Genomic DNA, 21,928 nt, shown 5'->3' with positions numbered 1-21,928 from the left:
GCGCTGAGGCCGAATTGGTCGGTGGAATCGGCATCGAACTGCTGGCCCGGGTTCGCGGCGATGGGCTTTGTTACGCTTCGAGTGTTTCCTTTTCCCCGCAACGGGACGAGACCTCGATCGCGTAGGCGGTCCCGTATCGGCCTCGTAACCTTACACCGCATCGACCATGCGTCATGCGCGACGGCATGACAATCATGTCCGGCGGTGTCGGCCGATCCGGTAGTCCCGCGAGCCTCTTCCGCGGGATCGAAAATTTGCGGGTGAAGGACCTGACCGGGATCCTTGACCTATTTTCGAGAGGCCGCCGTGCGACCGGTTCAATCCTTATAGGTCAGGTAGGCGTAAGCCATGTCGGACAGCTGCGGTCGCAGTTTTTTCCAGATCTTGGGATCCCCCGCTTCAATCGAGGCGCCGAGACCGAATTGCCGGGCGACGGATGCGAAGACCATATGCAGGACAGCTTCCGCTTTTTCGGGCGGGTCGTTGCCCTGGATCTCGTCTCGATAGGACAGAATGACATCCGCCGTTTCCGATAGAGCCTTGTGACCCGCTTCCTTCCCGCACGGGGATACCACCGGATCAATCGCCGCGCGCTGCATGATGGCCCGCAGGATCGCCGAATGCTTGGCCATGAAGGCAATATAGGCCTCCAGATATTTCGTCAGAAATTCCTTCAGACTGCCACTTTCCGCAGCGATCGATTGCACCATCGCGGCTTCGGTTTCCACGATCGTCTGAAGTTCCTGTCCGATGACTGCGTAGAGGAGATGGTCCTTGCTTTCGAACCGAAGATAGATCGAGCCGATCGAGACGTTTCCGCGACTGCTCACATCCTGAAGCGTGAAGTCTTCGCTCCCGCGCTCAAGCATCAATTCGCGAGTCGCTTCCAGCATCCGTTCGAAAGACGCAAGAGAGCGCCCCTGTCGCGGCTTTCGGCGGATTGCCGCCTCCAGGAGTTTTTCAACCTCTGGGGAAGCGCTGTTCGTTTGGCGTGGCATATTTTCCGAAAGCAGGAAGCGAATAGGAACGTCAATTCCAATTTGTATTAATTAGAGATTATAATTCGGTCGCGGAAGCGAAGAAAATTCAGTGTTCCGGTTTCCCGAAGGCATGGGCAATGCCGCCAGACGATGATTGGCAACTGATCGAAAATCTCGAATAGCACGCAAAAACGCGCGTGTTTGCATGTTCGAAGCGGTCTTCATGCCCGACCATCGCTTAAAGGTGACACGCCAATCGCCAACGGCAGCTTCATAGTCGCGGCCTGCACGCGGCGCAGATGGCGAACAGGCAATTCGTTTCCTCGGTTGTCGCGGTTTAGATTCACCACCCGTCCGTATCGGGGAGCGGATCGACATTCTCGTCCAATCGACTGCCGATTTGACCCTCGCCGTTTTGGGGAAGGGAACGACGCCCGAAGAGATGACCGGCATCGGCGTAACCTACGATCAATTCAAGCGCCTCTTCGATCGAGGAAATTCCATAACCGGCAGAGAAGTTGTGCGCCAAAACGATGCGCGGTTCCGTTAAGAACGCGTTCCTAGCGACGGATGATTTGCGAGGAAGGGCGGCCCCTCCGCGATCGCCGCCCGGCGGGTGTCCTTATTTGCGCGGATAGCGGAGGGGCGTCGCGAGCTTGCACGCGGCAATGCGCCGTGCGGGGATGGCCTGCGCCTTTGGAACTCGCGATCAATCCCGCCGAGCCGACGCCTTCTGCTTCCGATGGTTTTTTCTGACCGATCATAGTGACGGACGGCGCGATACGATGGCGGGGTAATCTGCAACTGCTTGCGTCGTCCCCGACGATAGTCATTGACAACCATACGAAACTATAACTAGAGCTTTAGTTCTATTATACCCACCGTAAAAACCGGGGGTTCAGGGAGAGTCTATATGAAACTTCAGAACCACAAAACCGTTCTGTTTTTCGGAAGTGCGCTGACCGTGCTCTGCATGCCGGCACATGCGCAGGTGATCCCTGGCGAGCCCGCACCGGTCGATCCCGAACCCACCAATGTCATCGTCGTTACGGCGCAAAATCGTGCCGAGAACGTGCAGGACGTGCCCATCGCGATCGACGTGGTGGGTGCCGAAGCCATCGAAGATGCCGGCATCACCGACTTTCAGGATCTCACCCGTGTCGCCCCGGTTCTGAACATCGTTCAAGACGGTAACTATACCCGCGTTGCGGTCCGCGGGGTGGGCACGAATTCGAACGACGAAGGGCAGGATCAGTCCATCGCCGTAAATATCGATGGTGAATACATCAACCGACCCAATGTGTTGAACCTCGCCTTGTTCGATATCGATCGGATCGAGGTGCTGCGTGGTCCGCAAGGCACGCTTTACGGGCGTAACGCGACGGGCGGCGCCATCAATTTCATCGCGCGCAAGCCGGGCACGACTTTCGGCGGGGATATCAGCGCGACCTACGGCAATTACGATTCTCGCAAGCTGGAAGCCGGCATCGATATTCCCTTCGGCAGCGTTGGCGGGCTGCGTCTGGCCGGGCTATATAACAAGCGCGACGGGTTTTTCTTCCACCCCAACCGTGCCGCTGCGGGCGTGGACGTGGTTCGGAGCGGGACTGCCGACAATCAGGGCGTGAGAGCGACCGTATCGCTGATGCCGACCGATCGCCTTTCGTTCGATATTTCGGGCGAGTATGTCCACAACGAGAGCATCGTCCCTGCTTTCGCGTCGTACAGTTTCAATATTCCCGGCCGCGAACCCGGTCCGAATTGTACGGAAAACGGCTTTGTCGACGCCGCACCGCTGATCCCGGGCGGCCAGTGCATTCCGGTTCGAAGCGACGCGCTCGAGCAGATCGACGATCGCTCCTCCTATGACGGTCCGCTTCCGCAGATTCCGCTGACGCCGAACCTGCAGGATAGCTATGCGGTCCGCGGGAAGATCGAATACGATCTGGGTGGGGCGACAGCCACTTATCTCGGCGGTTATCGCTTCACGGATCAGAATACCGATCTCGCGCTGCCCAACTACACTTTCTACGAATTCGACAACACGGTCGACACGATGAGCCACGAACTGCGGATCGGCGGCTTCAGCGGCGCGTTCACCTATCAGGCGGGCGTGTTCTTCTATCAGGAGAAAGTCGACAATCTTCGCGGCCTCTTCAGCCCGTTCATCGCGCCCAACGGCAGCTTTATCAATACGTTCTCCCGCACGACCGAATCGCGCAGCTACGCCGGTTTCGGTCAGGCGGAATATGCCCTGAGCGATCAGCTGACGCTGATCGGCGGTCTGCGCTACACGATCGACCGTCGCGAAGGGGTTTTCGGGAACTACGGATTCCGTTTCAACGTCGGTCCCGTCGCGCCGACGACGCCTCCGTCGTCGATCGTCAATCTGGAACAGAACAACGAACAGCTGACCTGGCTGGTAAGCGTGAATTACACGCCCAATGCCGATACTCTCATCTACGGCAAGGTGTCGACCGGCTACAAATCCGGAGGTTTCGACAGCGTCGGGCCGTACGATCCGGAAACCAATCTGGCCTATGAAGCCGGTGCGAAACTGACCGTCGGCGATCGGGGTCAGCATATCGTGAACCTGGCCGGGTTCTATTACGATTACACCGACCTGCAGACCGCCGTTTTGCTGAACCCGGCCATCGGGCAGCAGATTTTCAACGCCGGTGCCGCGACGATCTACGGTCTCGAGGTCGAGGGTACGTTCGAGGTCACCGAGAACGGCACCTTTACGACTTCGGTCAATTTCCTCAAGGCGGAATACGACGAACTTCTCGCGTCGTACGCCATTCTCGACACGGTCAATCCGGGCAATAACGGTCTGGCCGATCTGGATCCGGGACCGGGCGTGGTTCAGCCCAATCTTTCCGGAAACACGCTTCCGCAGTCTCCCCGCTTCACCATTACCGCCGGTTACGACCACCAGTTCGACATCGGCAATAGCGGGGTCATTACGGCCAGCATCTATTCCCGGTTCAAGAGCTCCTATTTTCTCGACATCTTCAATTACCAGTCGAGCAGGCAGGACTCTTTTTCCCAGACCGACCTCAGCCTCAAGTACGAGCCAGCCCTGAAAAACTGGAGCATCCAGGGTTTCGTGCGCAACCTCGAAGATTCGCAACCGCTCGCCTATGCCAGTTTCGTATCGGCCGGGCCGGACGATACGTTCAACTTCACCTTCGCGCCCCCGCGCACTTATGGCGTGCGCGTCGGCTACGAATTCTGATGGACAGGGGTGACCCCTCTTGCCGGCGGGAAGCTCGCTTTCCGATGAACGTCGCGCGAAGGCAGGTGCTTGCAGCAGGGGCTTTGTCCCTGTTGCCGGGCATCGCTTCTGCAAGAGAGATGGGCGGGGAAAAACGCCAACCCAATATCGTATTCATCCTGGCGGACGATCTGGGGTATGCCGATCTTTCATGCTTCGGTCGCCGGGATTACGTCACGCCATATTGTGACCGGCTTGCCGCGGCGGGCGCGCGATTGACGCACTCTTATGCGAACTCGCCGGTCTGTTCGGCCACCCGGCTTGGCCTGATGACGGCGCGATATCAGTATCGGCTGGATGCCGGGCTCGAAGAACCGATCGGACCGCGCGACACCGGACTGCCGCCGGATGAACCCACGCTGCCAAGCCTGTTGCGGCAGGCGGGCTACCGCACGGCGCTGATCGGCAAGTGGCACCTCGGCAATTTGCCGAACTATGGCCCGTTGAAAAGCGGATACGATTATTTCTGGGGCTATCGCGGCGGGGGTATCGATTATCTGCGCCACGAGGACGCACGTGGCGAGGGGCTGTGGGAGAATGGCCACGAAATCGAAGAGGACGGCTATCTCACGCGTCTTTTGGGGCAGCGCGCCACGCAATTCGTGGATGCACAGCGCAGCAGCGACGCACCGTTCTTTCTGAGCCTGCATTTTTCGGCGCCGCACTGGCCTTGGGAAACGCCTGACGACAGGGCGGAGGCGGAACGGCTGACGACCGATCCAAGCTACCGCAAGCTTGCCCATTTCGATGGTGGCAACATGGCGACCTATGCCGAGATGGTCAGGCGCATGGACGAACAGGTTGGCGCAGTCGTCGCGGCAGTCGGCGCACTCCCCAAGGACCGGGAAACCATCATCGTGTTTTCCAGCGACAATGGCGGAGAGCGCTTTTCCGATGTCTGGCCGTTTACCGGACGCAAGACGGAACTGCTCGAGGGCGGCATTCGCGTGCCGACGATCGTCCACTGGCCGGGTGTCTTCGATGGCGGCCGGGTGGTGGATACGCCGCATATGACCATGGACCTTTCGGCCATGCTCGCCGCGGCCGGCGGTGCCCGCTTCCCGCAGGATCGCTTGCCCGATGGCCGGGATCTCAGGGCCGGCGGGTTCGACGAGCTTCCGATGTTCTGGCGCTACAATCATCTCGACCAGAAGGCGGTGCGCCTGGGACGGCACAAGTATCTCTCGATCGCGGGCAACGAATTCCTGTTCGATGTCATCGCCGACCCGATGGAGCGTGCAAACCTGAAGGCGCGCATGCCCGAGCTTTTCAACGATCTGCGTACACGTTGGGAGCGCTGGAATGCGGCTATGCTCCCGTACCGAGACGACACGTTCACCCATGGATTTCGCGGCGACGAACTGGCCGACCATTTCGGAGTAGAATAATATGTCCAGCCTATCTGCATGTATCGAATGGCAATTTGCCGAAGCCGGCTCCGGTCTTCCCGACCGGATTCGGGCGGTGAAGGATGCAGGGTTGCATCATGCCGAATTCCACCTCTGGCGGGACAAGGACATGGCCGGTGTCGCCGATGCGCTCAACGAGACGGGCATCACCCTGACCGGGTTCTGCGTCGATCCGCGTCGGTCGATCGTCGATCCTGCCGAACACGAGGAAATGCTGCAGGCTGTCAGTGACACCATCGCCGAAGCGCGCAAGGTCGGCTCGCCGCCGCTGATCATCGCGTCGGGTTTTCGCGTCGAGGGGGTTTCGGAAGAAGACCATTTCGCCAATGCCGTCTCGGTCCTGAAGCGCGCGGCGAAGATGGCGGAAGATGCCGGCGTGATGCTGGTGCTCGAGCCGTTGAATACACAGCTCTTCGCCCAGATGTACCTCGTCAGCACGCCACTGGCGCTGGACATTATCGAGGCGGTCGACAGCCCCAATCTCAAGCTGCTTTACGACGTTCACCACAGCGCCGTGATGGGCGAGAACCTGAAGGAGGTTCTTGCCGGACGGATGCATCTCGTGGCGCATGTGCAGGTGGTCGGCACCCCGGACGGAACGAGCCCGGCACGGGCGATCTCGACTGGAAGCAGATTGTCGCCGACCTTGAGGAGCTGGGCTATCGCGGTCCGCTCGGGCTGGAATACATGCCGACCATGCCGATGGATCAATCTATCGCCGCAACCCGCGAGGCTATGTATGGTTGAGGCAACCGCCCCTGGCCGCAAGCTCAGCTTTCTCGAACGTTTCAGCTATGGCGGAGGCGATCTGGGATACAGCCTGGCGTACAACATGGCAGGCGCGTTCCTGCTGTTCTACTACACCGACATCGTACGTTTTTCGGCGGAGGCCGTCGGTACGATTTTCCTCGTCGCGCGATTGCTGGATGCGGTCATCGATCCGCTCTTCGGCATCTGGGTGGACAAGACCCGGACCCGATGGGGCCGAACCAGACCCTATATCCTTTTCACGGCAATACCCTACGTGGTGATCTTCATTGCCGTATTCCATGTTCCGGACGTCTCGCAAGGCATGCAGCTCGCCTATGCATTCGTGACATTCAAGCTTCTCGGCATCCTGATGAGCGCGGGTTCCATTCCCTACACCGCGCTGATGCCGATGATGACCCTGGACACCAAGGAACGGATGAAGCTTGGCGGCGCGCGTTCGGTCGGCACATCGATTTCGGTGATCCTGGGCACTGCCGCAACCATGCCGCTTGTCGCGTTTTTCGGGGGCGACGACCTTCAGCGAGGCTTCACGTGGACGACCATCCTGTTCGGCGCGATCGCACTCATCGCACTGGCCATGCTGTTCCTGAATTGCCGCGAACGGTTCGAGGATAACGCGTCGGTTTCCGATTTCCGGGCATGGTAAGCCATCGTGCAGATGGTGCGCAACCGGGCATGGCTGGTCTGCTTCTGTTTTTGCCTGCTGTACTTCATCAGGTTCGGTGCGATGCTGGGTCTGACGATATTCTTCGCCAAGGACGTCGTCGGGAAACCCTGGCTGATCCCGGTCATGCTTCCGATGGTTTCGGGCGGCCTGCTCATCGCGGCATTCATTGCTCCGCCGATCCTCGCCCGTACGGGCATCAGGGCTGGCTGCGTCGGCGCTATCGGGGTCTCGCTCGCGCTTTTCGCGGCGATGGCGTCGGTGGACAGCGCGGTAGACTGGCAGATTGCAGGAATGGGTGTTCCGCCGCTTCTGCTGCCCTATTTCCTGTTCTCGATCACGACGTCGATCACGATCACGGCCATCTTCACGATGGCGGCTGAATCGGTCGATTATCATCAGTCCAAGCACGGCGTTCGCTACGAAGGGCTGCTGTCCTCCGGCATCAGCGTTTCGACGAAAATCGGCATGGCCATCGGCAGCGCGCTCGCCGCTTATGTTCTGGCGTTTGCGTCATACGACCCGGCGAGCGTCACGGAAGAGGCCCGCGCGAACATCCGCTTCGCCTATTACGGGGTCGCCGCGCTGATGCTGGCGCTGCAGGCGCTAACGGTCCTGTTCTGGCCGATGGACGTTCGAAAGAAAGAGCAAACCGGGAAGGGCCGCACGGACTGGGCCGACCCGGTTCAGGGAGAGACAGAATGAAAGTAGCTATTCTCGCTTCGATCGCCGCCAGCACCGCCATCGCGTTTCCTGCGATGGCGCAGGAGGTGCCGGTCGCGGATATACCCACCACCGTCGATGCGGTCCCCTACGCACCCCCCGAAACCGTCCAGCGCGTGGTTACACCGGTGACCCCGCAGGACGAACTGCTCAAGGTGCTGATCATATCGGGGGAGAACACGTACGAGCATGACTGGACAGGGGTGAACAACCGCCTTCGCACGCATTTGAAGGACACGGGCCGGTTCGATGTCCGGGTGGTCGAGGATTTCGAATTCGGCACGTTGGAAATGCTGCAGAAGTACGATGTCGTCTTCCTGAACTATGCCAGTCGCTGGAACTACGCCGATGCTAAGCAGAAGCTCTGGTCACCCGAGGCTTTTCAGGCGCTCTACGATTACGTCGACCAGGGCGGCGGCCTCGTCGCCTTCCATTCCAGTTTCACCTGGGGTTTCGACATTCCGGAGTACAAGCGTTTGTTGGGCGCCACGATGGTACCGGGGCAGAGCCGACGGTCGCCGCCCGACGGCTTTCGCGTCCGCATGACCGATGCCGAGCACCCGATCACGCGCGGCGTGCGGCGCTATGTCTGGTCCTTCATGGAGGACATGTACACGAACATGAGCTTCGCGCCGGACGCGAACGTCACGGTCCTGGCGACCGGCTTCGACGATATGAAGAATTACGTGCCGGAATTGGCCGGCCCGAAATACGATTACGAAGCGTATTCGGCAGACAACGTCGCGAAAATGGATGGCATGAATGCGGCGAACCCGCTGGTCTGGGTTCAGGATTATGGCGAGGGCCGGGTGTTTTCCATCACGCTGGGCCACGGTCCGGATACCTTGATGTTCGACGGGGTGAGGACGCTTATTGTCCGCGGAACGGAATGGGCGGCCACCGGTGAGGTTACGATCCCGCCCTACGACAAGGCGTCCGCCTACGATATTCCGGAAGAATATCGGACGGAAGATTGACGCCTTCTCGCCAAAAAGGGGGCGTCTCGCGACGCCCCCTTCCTTTTGTCGGGAGCCGATGGACTCGGCATCGGCGTTCGACTTGTCTTTGCGTTTTCTCAGATCGTTCGGCGCACGCGTTGTGCGAACAGCAGGACCATAATCACGCACAAGGTAATCACGATGGCGCTCTGCGTGAGTGTATGCCACTCCGCGAAGATGATATGGACGATGGCGGCAACGATGTGATTGAGCGTGATCCAGATGGCGGCGAACATGCCCGGCCGCGAGAATTTCGGAATCAGCAAGCCAGCGAACAGAACCGCGGCGGCCACGAGCTCCATCCAGCCCACCGTGCGGCCTAACCAGACGGGCAGGTGATAAGTCCAGGCCGAATGCTCCGCGAGTATCTCGATCGGGGCATTGGCCTTGTTCCAGCCGACAAAAATGGAAAACCCGCCGATCGGTATCACCAACGCGGCAAGAGCGACCCAATTCACGACGGCTTTCGGATTCGTTTTTCCGCTTCGTTCTTGCATATCCACCCCTCTTTCCTGCGTCGCGGCAAAAGCAGTCTTGACCGTGCGCAGATTGTATATAGAATTACTGTTCTAATAAGAATGAAGGGCAACGCAAGCGGTGTTGATCCTTTTGGTGGAAAAAAGGCCGGTGCGTTGGCAGCCGGTATTGGAGGGTGATTATGGCGATCAAGCGGGGCGTGAGCCTCTATTCCTATCAGAACGAGACCTTTCAGGGTAAGATGAGCCTGGAAGATTGCATCCGGACATCGGCGGAGTTCGGCGCGAACGGCATCGAGATCATCGGCGAGCAGACGTTCTGGGGCTGGCCCGAAGTCGGCGTGGAAGATGCCGCTATCGAAAACTGGCACCGGCTGATCAAGAAGTACGACTGCGTACCCGTCAGCCACGATTTCATGCTCGATACCAAGCGCGTGAAAGGGCAGATCATGCCGTTCGACGAGCAGGTCGCCAGCGTGAAGAACGACATTGATTTTGCCGCGCGCCTGGGGATGAAATATATCCGCTCGCTCTGCTCCGTTTCGCCCGACGTCCTCGTCGCGGCCGCGCCCCATGCCGAGGAGAAGGGCATCAAGATCCTGATCGAGGTGCACGCCCCACTGCACTTCGACCATCCGTGGATCATCCGCCACGCCGAAGCCTATGAGAAGAGCGGCTCGGACGCGCTGGGCTTCCTGCCCGACATGGGCATGTTCCTGCACGCCTTTCCGCCGGTACAGCGCGAGCGTTTCGCGCGCATGGGCGTGCCCGCGCATATCTCCGATTACATCGTGAAGGCGTACGAAGACCGTGTGTTCGGGGAGTACATCATCCTCGATGTGCATCAGATGGGCGGTACCGGACCTGCGATCCAGATGGCCGAAACGGCGCGTCACAACGCCGCTTACGAGCCGAAGCGCATGCTCGACTACATGCACCGCATCCACAACATCCACGGCAAGTTCTACCAGATGAACGAGGACTACGTGGAGCCTTCGATCCCTTATGACGAGATCGTCGAGGTGCTCAAAAAGGGTGGCTACGACGGCTACATCTGCTCCGAATATGAAGGCAATCGCTGGATCGAGGACGCCGAGGAACCCGACAGCGTCGAACAGGTCCGTCGTCAGCAGGTGATGCTGGCCCGTCTGCTCGGCGAACCCGAAGTTCCCGCCCTCAAGGCTGCCTGAAGGAGTACGATCCCATGATGGACAACAAGATGATGGTCGAGGGTAGCCTCGCGAATTACGAAGACGGCGGCGAGGTGAAGGGCTTCAAGTTGCTAGCCCGCTTGCCCTACTACCGCGGCCTCGGCCTTTCGATGGTCGAGGATATCGCCATCGAGATTGACGGCGACAAAGTGGCGCGGGAAGACGTGCGCTTTCACGTGCGCGGCAAGACCTACACGCTCGACCAGATGGAAACGGTTTTCGACGACCGCTGGAACTTTGGCGAGCAGGCCACGGTCATCGCGCTGCGCGATGGCGGGCTGGGTGAGGGCGAGCACGAGGTGACTTTCGCGGTGCGTTACCGCGTGTCTTACCTGCCCTTCGTACCGACCACGAAGTTCACCAAGACGATGGCCCTGGCCGCCTGAGCTCTTTCAGAACGATCTGACACCGGAAAAACGTCGCCGCGCCTCCTGCGGGCGCGGCGATGCGGTCGGGCTTGGTGTCGCCCGATGCCGGTATCGTATTTTCAACAGTCGTGACGGCCACGATCGCGCGCAGCTCCGTCCTGACTGTGAGCCGGGATTGCCAACTCGTCCGGCTGACGATCTTCGCGTATGTTTCCGAAAATCCGCTCCATGTCGGCGTAACGGCTGCCTTTCGGATCGAGGATTTGCAATCTTACGACTGCGACCGCGTTGAAAGCAGGCCTTTATGGACATGCACGGCCCGTTCGGGTTCCTCGGTCCGAAGCGGCCGGGGCTTGGATGCTGGTAAAATTTTTCAGACGATGTCGACGACGCAGCCGCGCGTGATGCCATGCAAACGACCGCGGGGAATGCGCAAACGGCATTTCACGATGCAGACGCAGAGGCATTGCATCGACGACGCTGAAATCCCTCAGGCGGACCGCCGATCTCAACCGGATCCGCAGCTGTAAGCTCGCTGGACGTTCGCTGAACCGAGGACATCAGCGCCATCGTTGGTAGGATTGCGATCCCGGTGCGAAGAAATCGCGCCTTTTTGCACCAAGGTGTAAACCAAGGTCGACCAGTTCGTTGCGGCCGATAGCGGGCAATGAAACCTGCGCATCTGCGCCATGGACAATGATCTGTTGCCTGCCCGCCCGATGCAGCGGAGCAGACGCGCGCGAACGGTTTCGTGGCAAATGGCCGGCGCGTTTAGTGCCCCCGGAGCGGACCGCCCACCTGACACAGCCGCACGATGGCCGTGTGCGATGAACGGCGTGCTCGATGCGGGCGAGGGGGGTGTCCTTACGGAGCCCCATCGTGCTCCAACCCATCACCCCTGCTTGCTGTCGAAGCGACGGGCAAACCGAGACACGCCATTGATACCGTTGTCGAAAATATCAGTGGTGATCGAGGCGGTGGGGCGCATGACAGGTTTCCGCTGGCTCGACCGGAAAGGACGGTGCGCGCATGAAGACGCCCGCCAACATAATCTTCGTGGATGCGGTGGCATCCAATTCGGCGCACGTTATGCAGACCGAAAATGTGGATGGGCCCTGACCAGCCCGGGCCGCGTCGCACCGCGGTCCAATAAATCGGTGTTGCGCCGAATGACGGGTGATCCCGCGACCACTGCCCTGAACCGTCGAAGCAAGGCCCACGGCATCGCCAAGGTTCGTGACCGATGGCGCGCAGGTGCGTTCGTCCACCTCACAGAACCTTCCGCCAACCTGCATGGCGTTGAATGCCCATTCGGTCGATCGCGCGGTTGGGCTTCTGCGTCCGCGCGCGATCTGGTGTCCCGATAGAAAAAGAGGCGCCGGGATCGACCCGGCGCCTTTCTTGCATTTGCGGACCTCAATCGTCTGGATTCAGGGCAGCGGTCCTTCTTTCGCTGCGGCGCCGACCAGCTGTTCTTCCTCATCTGCGCGCGTGCGGCCCAGTGCGAAGAAGAAAACGACAGCCCCGGCGATCCCGACCAGTCCCATTGTCACGAACGCAGCCTGCATGGAGCCAAGCTCGGCGCGCAGAGCGCTGACGGCCAGCGGCGACGAGAACTGCCCGAAGAAGAAGGTCGCGGTCCAGATGCCCATTCCGCGTCCGCGGTGGGCGAACGGCAGGCGGCTCTGCGCCCAGGCGATGAGCGTCAGGATGGACATGCCAGCGCCGGTTTGCTGCAGCGCCATACCGGCAACCATGCCCTGCCAGTTGGAGGTGTAACCCATCAAGGCGAGCCCGGCACCCAGCAGGGTAAGGAACGTGGCGACCTGTACGCGGAAGCTGAAACCCTTGCGCCCCAGCAGCCAGAACAGGCCGGCACCCACCAGGATGAACAGGGTCGGAAGCGCGGTGATCTGACCAATGCTCTCAGGATCGGTAACGCCGAGTTCTTCCCACACGACAGAGCCATTGACGATGAAAACGTAGTAGATCGCCGAGCTGAACAGCGTCAGGATCGCAATCTCGAATATCGTTTTCCAGGGGAACGCAGTGCCTTCACCGGTTTCGTCCATGCCAAGGTTGCGGCGGACCGTTGCATCGCTTTCGGGTTCATACATGTAGCGCCACATCGCAATCGCGATGGGAATGGCGAGCAGGTACAGCAGGAAGATCCCGTTCCAGCGCCAGGCCGTCAGCGTCCCCGCAAAGAAGATCATGATGGACGAAAAAGCGGGCCCGATCATGCCCTGGAGCGTGAGCCAGCGGCGCCGACCCTCTTCGGCCCAATAGTCGGCGATCAGGGTATTGACCGTGGTCAGGATTGCCGCCTCGCTAAAGCCAAGCAGGAGTCGCGAGGCATAGATCCAATCGAGATCTTCGAGGAAAAACGGGATGACACCGATGAATCCATAGGAAAACGTCGATACCAGGACGAGCTTGCGCCGGCCGTACCGGTCGACGAGCAGGCCCATGAAGAGAGCCGTCACGGCGATCGCGAGGCCCGGAGCGGTGACCATCGACGGCACTTTGGTGGCGGCATCGGGGTCGGTCGGCGCGAAATGCCCGATCATCGCCCCGACGGCCGGGAACATCGACACAATGGCGAGGATCGGCAGGAAACCTGCAAGAATGACGATTATTCCCTGAGGAATACCGGGCTGGCGCTGCTGAACGGTGCTTGAAACCAAATAACCTCTCCCTTGGCCACTGTGGCCCTGACTTATGCCGGGTCCGGATGACGGAGATTGACGTTTAGCATCATTTCGCGGTAATAGAAGCATGATTTTAATTTAAGCTGTCGAGGTCATGGCGATGCCCTCTCATGGAGGGGCGCGTGTCAGAACTCACAGATGCCAGCGCGATGCGCGCCGGGCCGGAGGAAATGTCGGATCGGCGCAAGACAGCCGCATTCCTCACGGTGCTGACCGCCCTTGTGATGGAGGTCGGCGATTCGACCATCGTGAACACCGCCCTGCTTACCATTCGGGACGGCCTGCTGGCGTCGCCTGTCGCGATGCAGTGGATCGTTGCCGGCTACCTCCTGACGCTCGGGTCGCTTCTGCTTCTGGGCGGGAGGCTTGGCGATGCGTTTGGCTATTCTCGCGTTTTCGTGATTGGAACGACGGGTTTCGTCCTCGCATCGCTGTTTTGCGGTCTGGCGCAGACGCCTGGGCAACTGGTTGCCGCCCGCATGGTGCAGGGCGCGGCAGGGGCCGTGATGGCACCGCAGACGATGGCCGTCGTGCAGGTGCTTTACACGCCGCTGGAGCGGGTCACGAAGCTGGCGTATTTCGGCGTGATCGTGGGCCTTGCCGCGATCCTTGGTCCCATCATCGGCGGTCTCCTCATCGAATGGAACCTGTTCGGATTGGGCTGGCGGCTGATTTTCCTCATCAATCTTCCGATTGGCTTGGGCGCAATTCTGGTGGGCCTGTTCGTATTGCCCAAGGCCGATCCCAGCGCCAGCTTGCGGATCGATCCGGCGGGCGCGCTGATCTTCGCCGGCGGGTTCGGCGGGCTTCTCTACGCGCTGATCACCGGTGCGGAAACGGGTTGGTCTGTCTGGCTTCTCGGCCTGTTCGCGGTGTGCATGGCCATGATCGTAGCCGGCTGGTTTCGTGCGGGCGCGCGCAGGGGCAGGGGAGAGCCGGCGATTATCGAACCGGCCTTGTTCAACATAGGCACGTTCCGCTGGGGCGTGCTCGCCGCCTTCTCTTTCTCCAGCGCGTCCATCGGCTTTCTGCTCATCCTGTCGGTGTCGTTGCAACAGGGGCTCGGCCTCTCTCCGTTTGAAACCGCGCTCGTCCACATACCGTTCAGCGCCGGCGTCATGCTCGGTATCGGTGTGCTGGTCCCCAGATTGCTTCCCCGCATCGGGAAAACCCTGCCCCTGCTCGGAGGCGCCGCCATGATCGTCGGTACCTTCCTGGCGACGCGCGCGATCATGAACGGCGATGACGGCGGCATTGGCCTGCTTTCCTGCCTTGCGCTCGCCGGGGTGGGGATGGGGACGATGTCGGGTCCGCTCGGCCCGATCGTCTTGGCGGAGGTCAACCGCGCCAATGCCGGAACGGCCAGCGCGACCTTGCGCACGGCCCAGCAAATCGGTGGCGCCCTGGGTATCGCCATTATCGGAGCCGTGTATTTTTCCGCCACCGGCGAGGAGGCAGCCGCGCGGCTTGCGGGACTGGGTCCGGCGGGTCTTGCGATCGCTGCGGCAGTAGCGCTGTCCCTGCTCAGCGTCTCCCGCCTGCCATCAGACATTTTCGGACAGAACAAGCCGGCGTTGCGGGAAGCATCGGATTAAACGCCATTAGGTGTCCCAATACCGATGCGGACGATCCCAGCCCCGGTTCCATCTTTGTTGTCCGTGAAAGAACTTGAAACCCCTGGAATCGGCGGGCGAATGGGCCGGACTTTCCGCTGGAATCATACGCGGTCGCACAGTTCATCAGGTAACGATCGTAGGGCCTGATCCCGAAGCGTCGATGCAGCCGGAGGATTATCGAGCAGACCCGGCGTCGGGCGTTCAATCGCTCAAACTGACGGGTGGGTTCCGTTGCGGAAGGCAGCTGGCGGGTTCTATGCGATAGAGACTTTCCCGCCCGGCTGCGCGACGATGGCCTGTGTCCCATCGCCCGACGGGTGTACGGGAAAGCCCGGTCATGCTTACCGTTCGCGGGCCAGCGGGGGATGCAGTCCACACGATGCGACGCCGGATCTGTGGCAGGGTGCCGGGACGGCAGTCGAACATAGCTCGGTGCTGCCCGACGAACCGACTTGGCAGGACGGGCTCGAACGCGCATTTCCCGCATGGCATGCGCGGCTTATGCCAAGATGGATGGTCCTTCCGGCCAGATCCGCGGTGCGAGGTCGGCGGGGCGAAGCTCCCGTGCCAGAAAAGCAGTCCGCCCCTTTTCCGGTATTTCCGCTCTTCGTAAGCAATCATCCGGCCGGTGGTCATGATGCAGGTCCGTTTCCCGCAGCAACGGATCGGCAGAGCGGGCGCATCATGTGCGCCGCTTTATGGGCGTGGATCGGGATCGCGGACCGTCCCCGGTTCGCCGAGGTCGCATTCAAGCAGATCCCGGTCCCAGTCACCCAGATTCGCGGCTGCGGCATAGGTGCTCTGCAGGAACGCCAGCAGCGTTGCGTCGCCGTCCTTGGCCGATCGCACAGGCTCGTAGGGCAGGATAAATTCGGACAGGTCCGGGTTCCACGATGCGGCCTCGGGTTGCACCTTCGCATCGGCGAAACCGTCCGGTTCGGGGTAAGCGTAAGCATAGAAAGCCGCATTATCGAGCCCGTTGCCGCCCGGCCAGAAACCGGCGGACGAAACCTCCCGGTCATACGCTTCCTGCGCGACCTTGTCGGGCATTGCGGGGACCCCGCCGGAATGTAGCGGCGCGCGCCTTCCGGAAAAGCGCGTGACCGCAATGTCGAAGCTTCCCCAGAACAGATGCACCGGGCTGCACTTGCCGAGGAACGCGGTGCGGAAACGCTTGAAAACCCGGTCGATCGACACGAGCGCCTGATGGAAGCGCGCGACCGCGTCGCTGTCATACGGGCGCTCGACATGGTCCTCGTCGAACGGCACGGGTGAGGGAACCTCGTTCGGGTGGCGGTCGTAGCGCGGGTCACCGCCCAGCTCGGAAATGAGCGCGGTAAAACGATCGTAGAATTTCGCCACCGTCATGGGGGCAAGCGCAAAGGAAGCGGTGCGCCCGTCGCCGGTTGTGCCGATGAGGCGATGGCTGATGAAATCGAAGACAATCTCGATTCCGGGTCCGTCGTGAATGAGCGATGTCGTCACGCCTCGCGCGGTCACGTAGGATGTCGCGTGCCAGGAATGGTTGACCCATGGCGTCCGCGCCAGCCGGTATTTCCCGACCACCTGCATGTAAAGTTGAAGGGCAGAGCACGTGTCCTGCCATTCCGCGTAATCCAGCCTGGGCCAGTTCGTCTGCAAGGGAACTTTCTCCTGCGGCGGGTACGCGTGCTTCCGGGTGGATGTGGGTGGCGTCCCTTGTTGCCTGTGGCGCGGCGTTCGCGCCCGGTGAGGATAGGCGGCGTTCCGCAAACTGCAAGAGGCCGCGCCCGTGACCGCGCGGCGCACGGGGGGAAGGGGCGGGTTGGCGCGGGTGCAACGCGATCCGGTCGTCCGATTGCACGCGGCGCCAAGATTGCATGCCCTGACGCCGCCGGTTATCACCGCCAATACGGGCGGAGATATTCTCACAAGCTTGCCCGCTTAGTACGCGAATGGGCAAGGCCGCGCCTAGGCGCAAGCACTGGCGTTGATCGACCCGAATGGCAAGGTGATTGGGTGCGCAGCGATGTCAATCATGGCGTTCGCTTCGATCGAATTTTTCTGGCGAGGCGATGGCCACAACAACCAGATTATCGCGCGCGGCCCGCCGTTTATCCGAAGTTTCACCCCGGCCGCAATCCCCTCCAAAACAAGAAAATTTCTTACATTATGACAAATTGTTTCAATTCTTGTTGACAGGGGTCGATGGTAAAGAGATTGTTACGCAAGGACCTCGGTAGACCTTGCCATAAGCAAGGTTTTCGGGAGAATCCTTAATCTCGTTCCGGTGAGGTTGACTGAAAGGCGTGCGGCGAGGGGGCCGCGGCATTCATTCATCTCGGGGAAGCGAATGATCACACGACGTAGGTTGCTCAACACGCTCGGCTCGGCGGCCGGGCTCGGCGTCACCGCTGCGGCGATGAAGGCCATGGGTATCGCGGGCATCGCCCATGCACAGGAATGGACCGCGCTTGCCCCGGGGGCCGGTGCCGGGCGCAGCGTGATCGTACTGGGTGCGGGCATTGCCGGGCTGGTGGCCGCGCACGAACTCGAACAGGCAGGCTTCGATGTCACCGTGCTGGAGGCGCGCGACCGGGTGGGCGGCCGCGCGTGGGCACTCCGGAACGGCACGAAGATCGAGATGATCGGCGAGGAAACGCAGACCGTTTCCTTTGCCGACGGGCTTTACATGAACGCCGGCCCGGCCCGCATTCCCAGCTTTCACACCGGCTTTCTGGGCTATGCGAAGAAATTCGGCGTGCCGATGGAGGTCGAGGTCAATTCGAGCCGTTCGGCCTTCATCGTCGGCTCCGACGGCAGCCGCATCCGCATGCGCACCGCAATCAACGACATGCGGGGGCACGTATCCGAACTGCTCAGCAAGGCGCTGCGCCAGGGATCGCTCGACCAGGCATTGAGCACCGATGACATCGAGGCGTTGATGCCGTTCCTGTCGCGTTACGGCGATCTCGACGCGCAGGGCCGGTTCATCGGCACCGAACGCTCGGGTTTCGGCAAGGCGCCCGGCGCGGGGCTGGCGTTTTCGGAGCATGGCGCGCCACTGCCGCTGCGCCAGTTACTGTCCAACGAACAATTGCCGATGACCCTGTTCGAGGACAATCTCTACATGCAGGCGACCATGTTCGAACCGGTGGGCGGCATGGACCAGGTGCACATCGCGATGGACCGCGCGCTCAAGAAACCGAGCGTGCGCAACGCCGAGGTGGTGGAGCTTGCGAATACGGGCGCAGGCGCCAGCGTGGTGATGCGCGACCGGGTGAGCGGGGCGCAGCGCCGGTTGACGGCGGATTTCGTCATCTGCACCATTCCGCTCCCGGTTCTCGCCAAGACGAAGAGCAACCTGCCCGGCCCGGTCAAGCAGGCGATCGGCAGCGTCCAGTACAGCTTTTCGAACAAGGTGGGGTTCGACGCGCCGCGCTTCTGGGAAGATGACCAGATCTACGGCGGCATATCGTTCGTCGGGGCGCCGACCGCGCTCATCTGGTATCCCTCCGGCGACCTGTTCGCGGATCGGGGCATGCTTCTGGGCTGCTACAATTCCGGCGATGTGGCGGAGGAATTCGCAAAGCTCCCGCTCAGCGCGCAGATCGAGGCATCGCGCGCCGCGGTCGAACGGGCGCATCCCGGGCAATCGTCCAAGCTGTCGAACCCGGCCGTCATCAACTGGAACAAGGCGCCCTTTTCGCTCGGTCCCTGGCCCGATTGGGGGGCGGGCATGGCGAGCGGGGGGCAGGAGGGGCATATCGACCTGCCCGCCTACGCCCTGCTGCAGGAGCTAGGGCAGATCTATTTCGCCGGCGCCCATCTCAGCCAGACGCCCGGCTGGCAGGAAGGCGGCATCCAGTCCGCCCGCATGCAAGTGACGAAACTGGCCGATCGCGTGCGGCTCGAAGGGCGGCAGGCGGCCTGAATACGGCGGGCCGGGCGCAATGTCCGGTCCGGTAGACCGATATATCGTTTCTCAAGACTCGTTTCGAAAAAGGATGATCGCGCTTCGCATGGGGATCGTGCGGGGAGGCGCGAAAACGGGGGAGTTTGCCCGGAAGGTTGTAACAACCAACAGGGGAAGCTGAATGACTAACGCATCATTGATATCGCTCGCGGCGCTTGCGGTGGCTCTTTCGATTGCAGGGCCGGTGGCCGCGCAGGACGCTTCACCCATCGTTTCGGACCGTACGAGCGATAACGCCGAGTTCGACGAAAGCCTGGCAAGCGAGCAGATCATCGTCACCGGCACGCGGCGCACCGACCGCACCGTCACCGAATCCGCGGTCCCGGTCGATGTCTTCACCGCGCAGGATCTGGCGACGCAGCCCAGCCCCAATCTTCAGACCATCATCAAGAACCTCGTCCCTTCGTTCAATCAGCAACGCAACGCAGGTGCGGACGGTACCGCCTTCGTGAGGCCGCCGACCCTGCGCGGCCTTCCGCCAGATCAGATTCTCGTGCTGATCAACGGGAAACGCATGCACAGGAGCGCGCTCGTACAGGTGGCGGGCGACGATCTGTCGACCGGCTCGCAAGGGCCGGACCTGTCGCAGATCCCCTCGGTCGCATTGGGCCGGGTCGAGGTGCTGCGTGACGGGGCGGCGGCGCAATATGGCTCGGATGCGATCGCGGGCGTCATCAACCTCGGCCTGCGGCAGGATGCCGACGGGATCGAATTGAATGCGCGTTACGGACAAAGCTACGAAGGCGATGGCGAGGACATCCAGATTTCGGGCAATATCGGCCTCGCGCTGGGCGAGGGGTTCCTCAATATCTCGGGCGAATACGTGGATCAGTCGCTTTTCAACCGCGCGATCGACCGGCCGGATTCGGCGGCCCTGCGCGAATTGGGCATCGACGTGCCCTTTCCGCCGACGCGCTACGGCCAACCGGAGCAGGACGCCTATCGCGTGGTGGTCAATTCCGCGGTGCCGTTCGGCGATATGAACGAACTCTATTTCTTCGGCAATTACGGCTATGCCGATTCCGAGGTCGACTTCAACTATCGCCGGCCCGTGGCGGTGACCGTGCCGGGCGCGGTGCCGTTTCCCGGACAACCGCAACGCCCGGACCAGACCTTCGGAAAATCGGTGGGCACGATCTATCTCGATCCCATTCCGGGCCTGCTGACCGCGGGCGGCGCGCCGGTCTATGACGCCGGCGGCGCCACGTTCGAGGCCAGCGCGTTCTTTCCCGATGGCTTCGTACCCCTGTTCATGAGCACGAACGAGGATGTCTACGGCGTGATCGGCGTGCGCGGCGAAACCGATTTCGGGATGCTGTTCGACCTGAGCGCGGCAACCGGACAGGATCGCATCCGCTATACGATGAACGAGACGCTGAACCCCTCGCTCGGCCCAACGTCGCCGACCGATTTCTATCTCGGGTCGCTCACGCAGCAGGAGACCAATTTCAATCTGGATGTGAGCTATCCGCTCGAAGTCGGCTTTGCGAGCGCGCTCAATATCGCGGGCGGGCTCGAATTCCGGCGCGAGACTTACAAGGTCGGGCTGGGCGATCCGGAATCCTACGCCATCGGCCCCTATGCGACGCAAACGGTGCAGCGCGCCGACGGGACCCGCTTTCAGGCGACGGCGGGCGTGGGCGCCAACGGCTTTCCGGGGTATGGCCCCGATTCGGTCGCGGACGGTTCGCGCAACAGCTACTCCGCCTATGTCGACGTGGAGGCCGATATCGTGGAGGCCTTCACGCTGGGCGTGGCGGGACGCTACGATCATTTCAGCGATTTCGGCGACACCGTAAATGGCAAGATCAGCGCGCGCTACGCCTTTTCCGATGCGATCGCCCTGCGCGGCGCGGCGAGCACCGGGTTCCGCGCACCGACACCGGGGCAATCCTTCACCTCCAACGTACAGACAGGCTTCCCCAATGGCAGCACCGTGCCCGTCGCCACCGCGACGGTCACACCGGGGAGCGTGACGGGCGAATATTTCGGGTCCCAGCCGCTGAGCCCTGAAAAATCGACCAGCTTTTCGGGCGGCGTCGTGCTGACGCCGATGCCGACGCTGACCTTCACGATCGACTATTACAATATCGAGGTGCGGGACCGCATCGCCATCACCTCCCCGTTCCAGGTCAGCGCGGCGGATCAGGCTGCGCTCTCTGCACTGGGCGTCGCGAATGCCTTCGATCTGGGCCAGGTGAACTATTTCACCAATGGTTTCGAAACCCGCACGCAGGGTGTCGATGCGGTGCTCACCCACCGGGTGATGACCGGGTTCGGCACCTTCAACAGCTCGCTCGCGGTCAATTACAACAATACCGAGGTCACCGGCATATCCCGGCCCGAGGCGATCAGCGGGCAGCGCGCCGCCAATATCGAGGGGCTGACCCCGGATTTTCGCGGCGTCCTGTCGACCAACTGGACCTATGACGCGGTCTATGTGACCGGGCGGCTCAACTACTACGGGGAGTATACGTCCTATAACGCCGTGCCGCCGCCCGCCGGAACGCCCGACCTCACGACGCAGAGTTTCGGCGCGGAGCTGAGCTTTGACCTGGAGGCCGGGATCACCTTGCAGGACCGTTTCCGCATCGCGGTGGGCGCGGAGAACCTGTTCGACAACTATCCCGATCGCGAACTGCGCAATATCTATCCCGCCACCGGGGCACAGGCGAGCGGCCGACTTTACAACGATGCTTCGCCGCTCGGCTACCTGGGCGGTTTCTGGTATGTCCGGGTCGGCATGGATCTGTGACGCCGGGCTGACGC

13 protein-coding genes and 2 pseudogenes are annotated in these 21,928 nt (G+C 61.3%); 10 read left to right on the top strand and 5 right to left on the bottom strand.

Features of this window, described 5'->3' with window-relative positions:
- Positions 1-317 precede the first annotated feature (317 nt).
- Entirely contained in the window at positions 318-728 is a 411-nt protein-coding gene (locus tag JD971_RS00160) for a hypothetical protein (RefSeq protein ID WP_236672172.1), read from the bottom strand.
- A 39-nt stretch (positions 729-767) separates the two neighbouring features.
- Positions 768-893: pseudogene (locus JD971_RS16935) on the bottom strand (helix-turn-helix domain-containing protein); the annotation flags it as partial.
- Positions 894-1,893: 1,000 nt separating this feature from the next.
- Here JD971_RS16935 and JD971_RS00155 point away from each other — a divergent pair.
- From JD971_RS00155 to JD971_RS00135, 4 genes and pseudogenes are all read left to right on the top strand, one after another.
- Positions 1,894-4,218: a TonB-dependent receptor gene (locus JD971_RS00155; protein ID WP_202085065.1), complete on the top strand. Its 2,325-nt coding sequence runs from the start codon at positions 1,894-1,896 to the stop codon at positions 4,216-4,218.
- Positions 4,219-4,337: 119 nt separating this feature from the next.
- A complete protein-coding gene (locus JD971_RS00150) occupies positions 4,338-5,645 on the top strand; it encodes a sulfatase (protein WP_236672171.1) in 1,308 nt (435 codons plus the stop codon).
- 1 nt (position 5,646) lies between these two features.
- A pseudogene (locus JD971_RS00140) lies at positions 5,647-7,806 on the top strand (glycoside-pentoside-hexuronide (GPH):cation symporter).
- Positions 7,803-8,801 (top strand): ThuA domain-containing protein, encoded by a 999-nt coding sequence (locus tag JD971_RS00135; protein WP_202085061.1) that lies wholly within the window; start codon positions 7,803-7,805, stop codon positions 8,799-8,801. The pseudogene JD971_RS00140 and the gene JD971_RS00135 overlap by 4 nt, the downstream one beginning before the upstream one ends.
- 98 nt (positions 8,802-8,899) lie before the next feature.
- Here JD971_RS00135 and JD971_RS00130 read toward each other — a convergent pair whose 3' ends face one another.
- Complete coding sequence (locus JD971_RS00130; protein ID WP_236672414.1) at positions 8,900-9,319, bottom strand: DoxX family protein; 420 nt, start codon at positions 9,317-9,319, stop codon at positions 8,900-8,902.
- 161 nt (positions 9,320-9,480) lie between these two features.
- On the opposite strand from JD971_RS00130, the gene JD971_RS00125 reads away from it, so the two are divergent.
- The 3 genes from JD971_RS00125 (at position 9,481) to JD971_RS00115 (ending at position 11,407) form a co-directional block, all read left to right on the top strand.
- A complete protein-coding gene (locus JD971_RS00125) occupies positions 9,481-10,488 on the top strand; it encodes a sugar phosphate isomerase/epimerase (protein ID WP_236672170.1) in 1,008 nt (335 codons plus the stop codon).
- Between the two features lie 14 nt (positions 10,489-10,502).
- Positions 10,503-10,895: a DUF6379 domain-containing protein gene (locus JD971_RS00120; RefSeq protein WP_202085055.1), complete on the top strand. Its 393-nt coding sequence runs from the start codon at positions 10,503-10,505 to the stop codon at positions 10,893-10,895.
- A 110-nt stretch (positions 10,896-11,005) separates the two neighbouring features.
- Positions 11,006-11,407 (top strand): hypothetical protein, encoded by a 402-nt coding sequence (locus tag JD971_RS00115; RefSeq protein ID WP_202085053.1) that lies wholly within the window; start codon positions 11,006-11,008, stop codon positions 11,405-11,407.
- A 900-nt stretch (positions 11,408-12,307) separates the two neighbouring features.
- Here JD971_RS00115 and JD971_RS00110 read toward each other — a convergent pair.
- Positions 12,308-13,564 (bottom strand): MFS transporter, encoded by a 1,257-nt coding sequence (locus tag JD971_RS00110; protein WP_236672169.1) that lies wholly within the window; start codon positions 13,562-13,564, stop codon positions 12,308-12,310.
- A gap of 146 nt (positions 13,565-13,710) precedes the next feature.
- Here JD971_RS00110 and JD971_RS00105 point away from each other — a divergent pair, with 146 nt between their 5' ends.
- Complete coding sequence (locus JD971_RS00105) at positions 13,711-15,183, top strand: MFS transporter (RefSeq protein WP_202085049.1); 1,473 nt, start codon at positions 13,711-13,713, stop codon at positions 15,181-15,183.
- Between the two features lie 717 nt (positions 15,184-15,900).
- Here the strand turns inward: JD971_RS00105 and JD971_RS00100 are convergent.
- The gene (locus JD971_RS00100) at positions 15,901-16,845 is read right to left on the bottom strand and encodes a DUF5996 family protein (protein WP_202085047.1); all 945 of its coding nucleotides are present in this window, start codon (positions 16,843-16,845) and stop codon (positions 15,901-15,903) included.
- Between the two features lie 691 nt (positions 16,846-17,536).
- Between JD971_RS00100 and JD971_RS00095 the strand changes: the two genes are divergently transcribed.
- Both JD971_RS00095 and JD971_RS00090 read left to right on the top strand, forming a co-directional pair.
- Positions 17,537-19,117 carry an FAD-dependent oxidoreductase gene (locus JD971_RS00095; RefSeq protein WP_305852230.1) on the top strand — a complete coding sequence of 527 codons (1,581 nt, stop codon included), beginning with the start codon at positions 17,537-17,539 and terminating at the stop codon, positions 19,115-19,117.
- A gap of 163 nt (positions 19,118-19,280) precedes the next feature.
- Positions 19,281-21,914, top strand: a complete 2,634-nt coding sequence (locus JD971_RS00090; RefSeq protein WP_202085044.1) for a TonB-dependent siderophore receptor — start codon at positions 19,281-19,283, stop codon at positions 21,912-21,914.
- Positions 21,915-21,928 lie beyond the last annotated feature (14 nt).

The sequence above is a fragment of the Croceicoccus sp. YJ47 genome (assembly GCF_016745095.1).
GTDB lineage: Bacteria > Pseudomonadota > Alphaproteobacteria > Sphingomonadales > Sphingomonadaceae > Croceicoccus.
This window is presented reverse-complemented; position numbering and strand designations above follow the sequence as displayed.

Coding starts and splice junctions, on each gene's coding strand:
- JD971_RS00155 (WP_202085065.1), top strand. CDS start 1,894: ATGAAACTTCAGAACCACAAAACCGTTCTGTTTTTCGGAAGTGCGCTG.
- JD971_RS00150 (WP_236672171.1), top strand. CDS start 4,338: ATGGGCGGGGAAAAACGCCAACCCAATATCGTATTCATCCTGGCGGAC.
- JD971_RS00135 (WP_202085061.1), top strand. CDS start 7,803: ATGAAAGTAGCTATTCTCGCTTCGATCGCCGCCAGCACCGCCATCGCG.
- JD971_RS00130 (WP_236672414.1), bottom strand. CDS start 9,319: ATGCAAGAACGAAGCGGAAAAACGAATCCGAAAGCCGTCGTGAATTGG.
- JD971_RS00125 (WP_236672170.1), top strand. CDS start 9,481: ATGGCGATCAAGCGGGGCGTGAGCCTCTATTCCTATCAGAACGAGACC.
- JD971_RS00120 (WP_202085055.1), top strand. CDS start 10,503: ATGATGGACAACAAGATGATGGTCGAGGGTAGCCTCGCGAATTACGAA.
- JD971_RS00095 (WP_305852230.1), top strand. CDS start 17,537: ATGATCACACGACGTAGGTTGCTCAACACGCTCGGCTCGGCGGCCGGG.
- JD971_RS00090 (WP_202085044.1), top strand. CDS start 19,281: ATGACTAACGCATCATTGATATCGCTCGCGGCGCTTGCGGTGGCTCTT.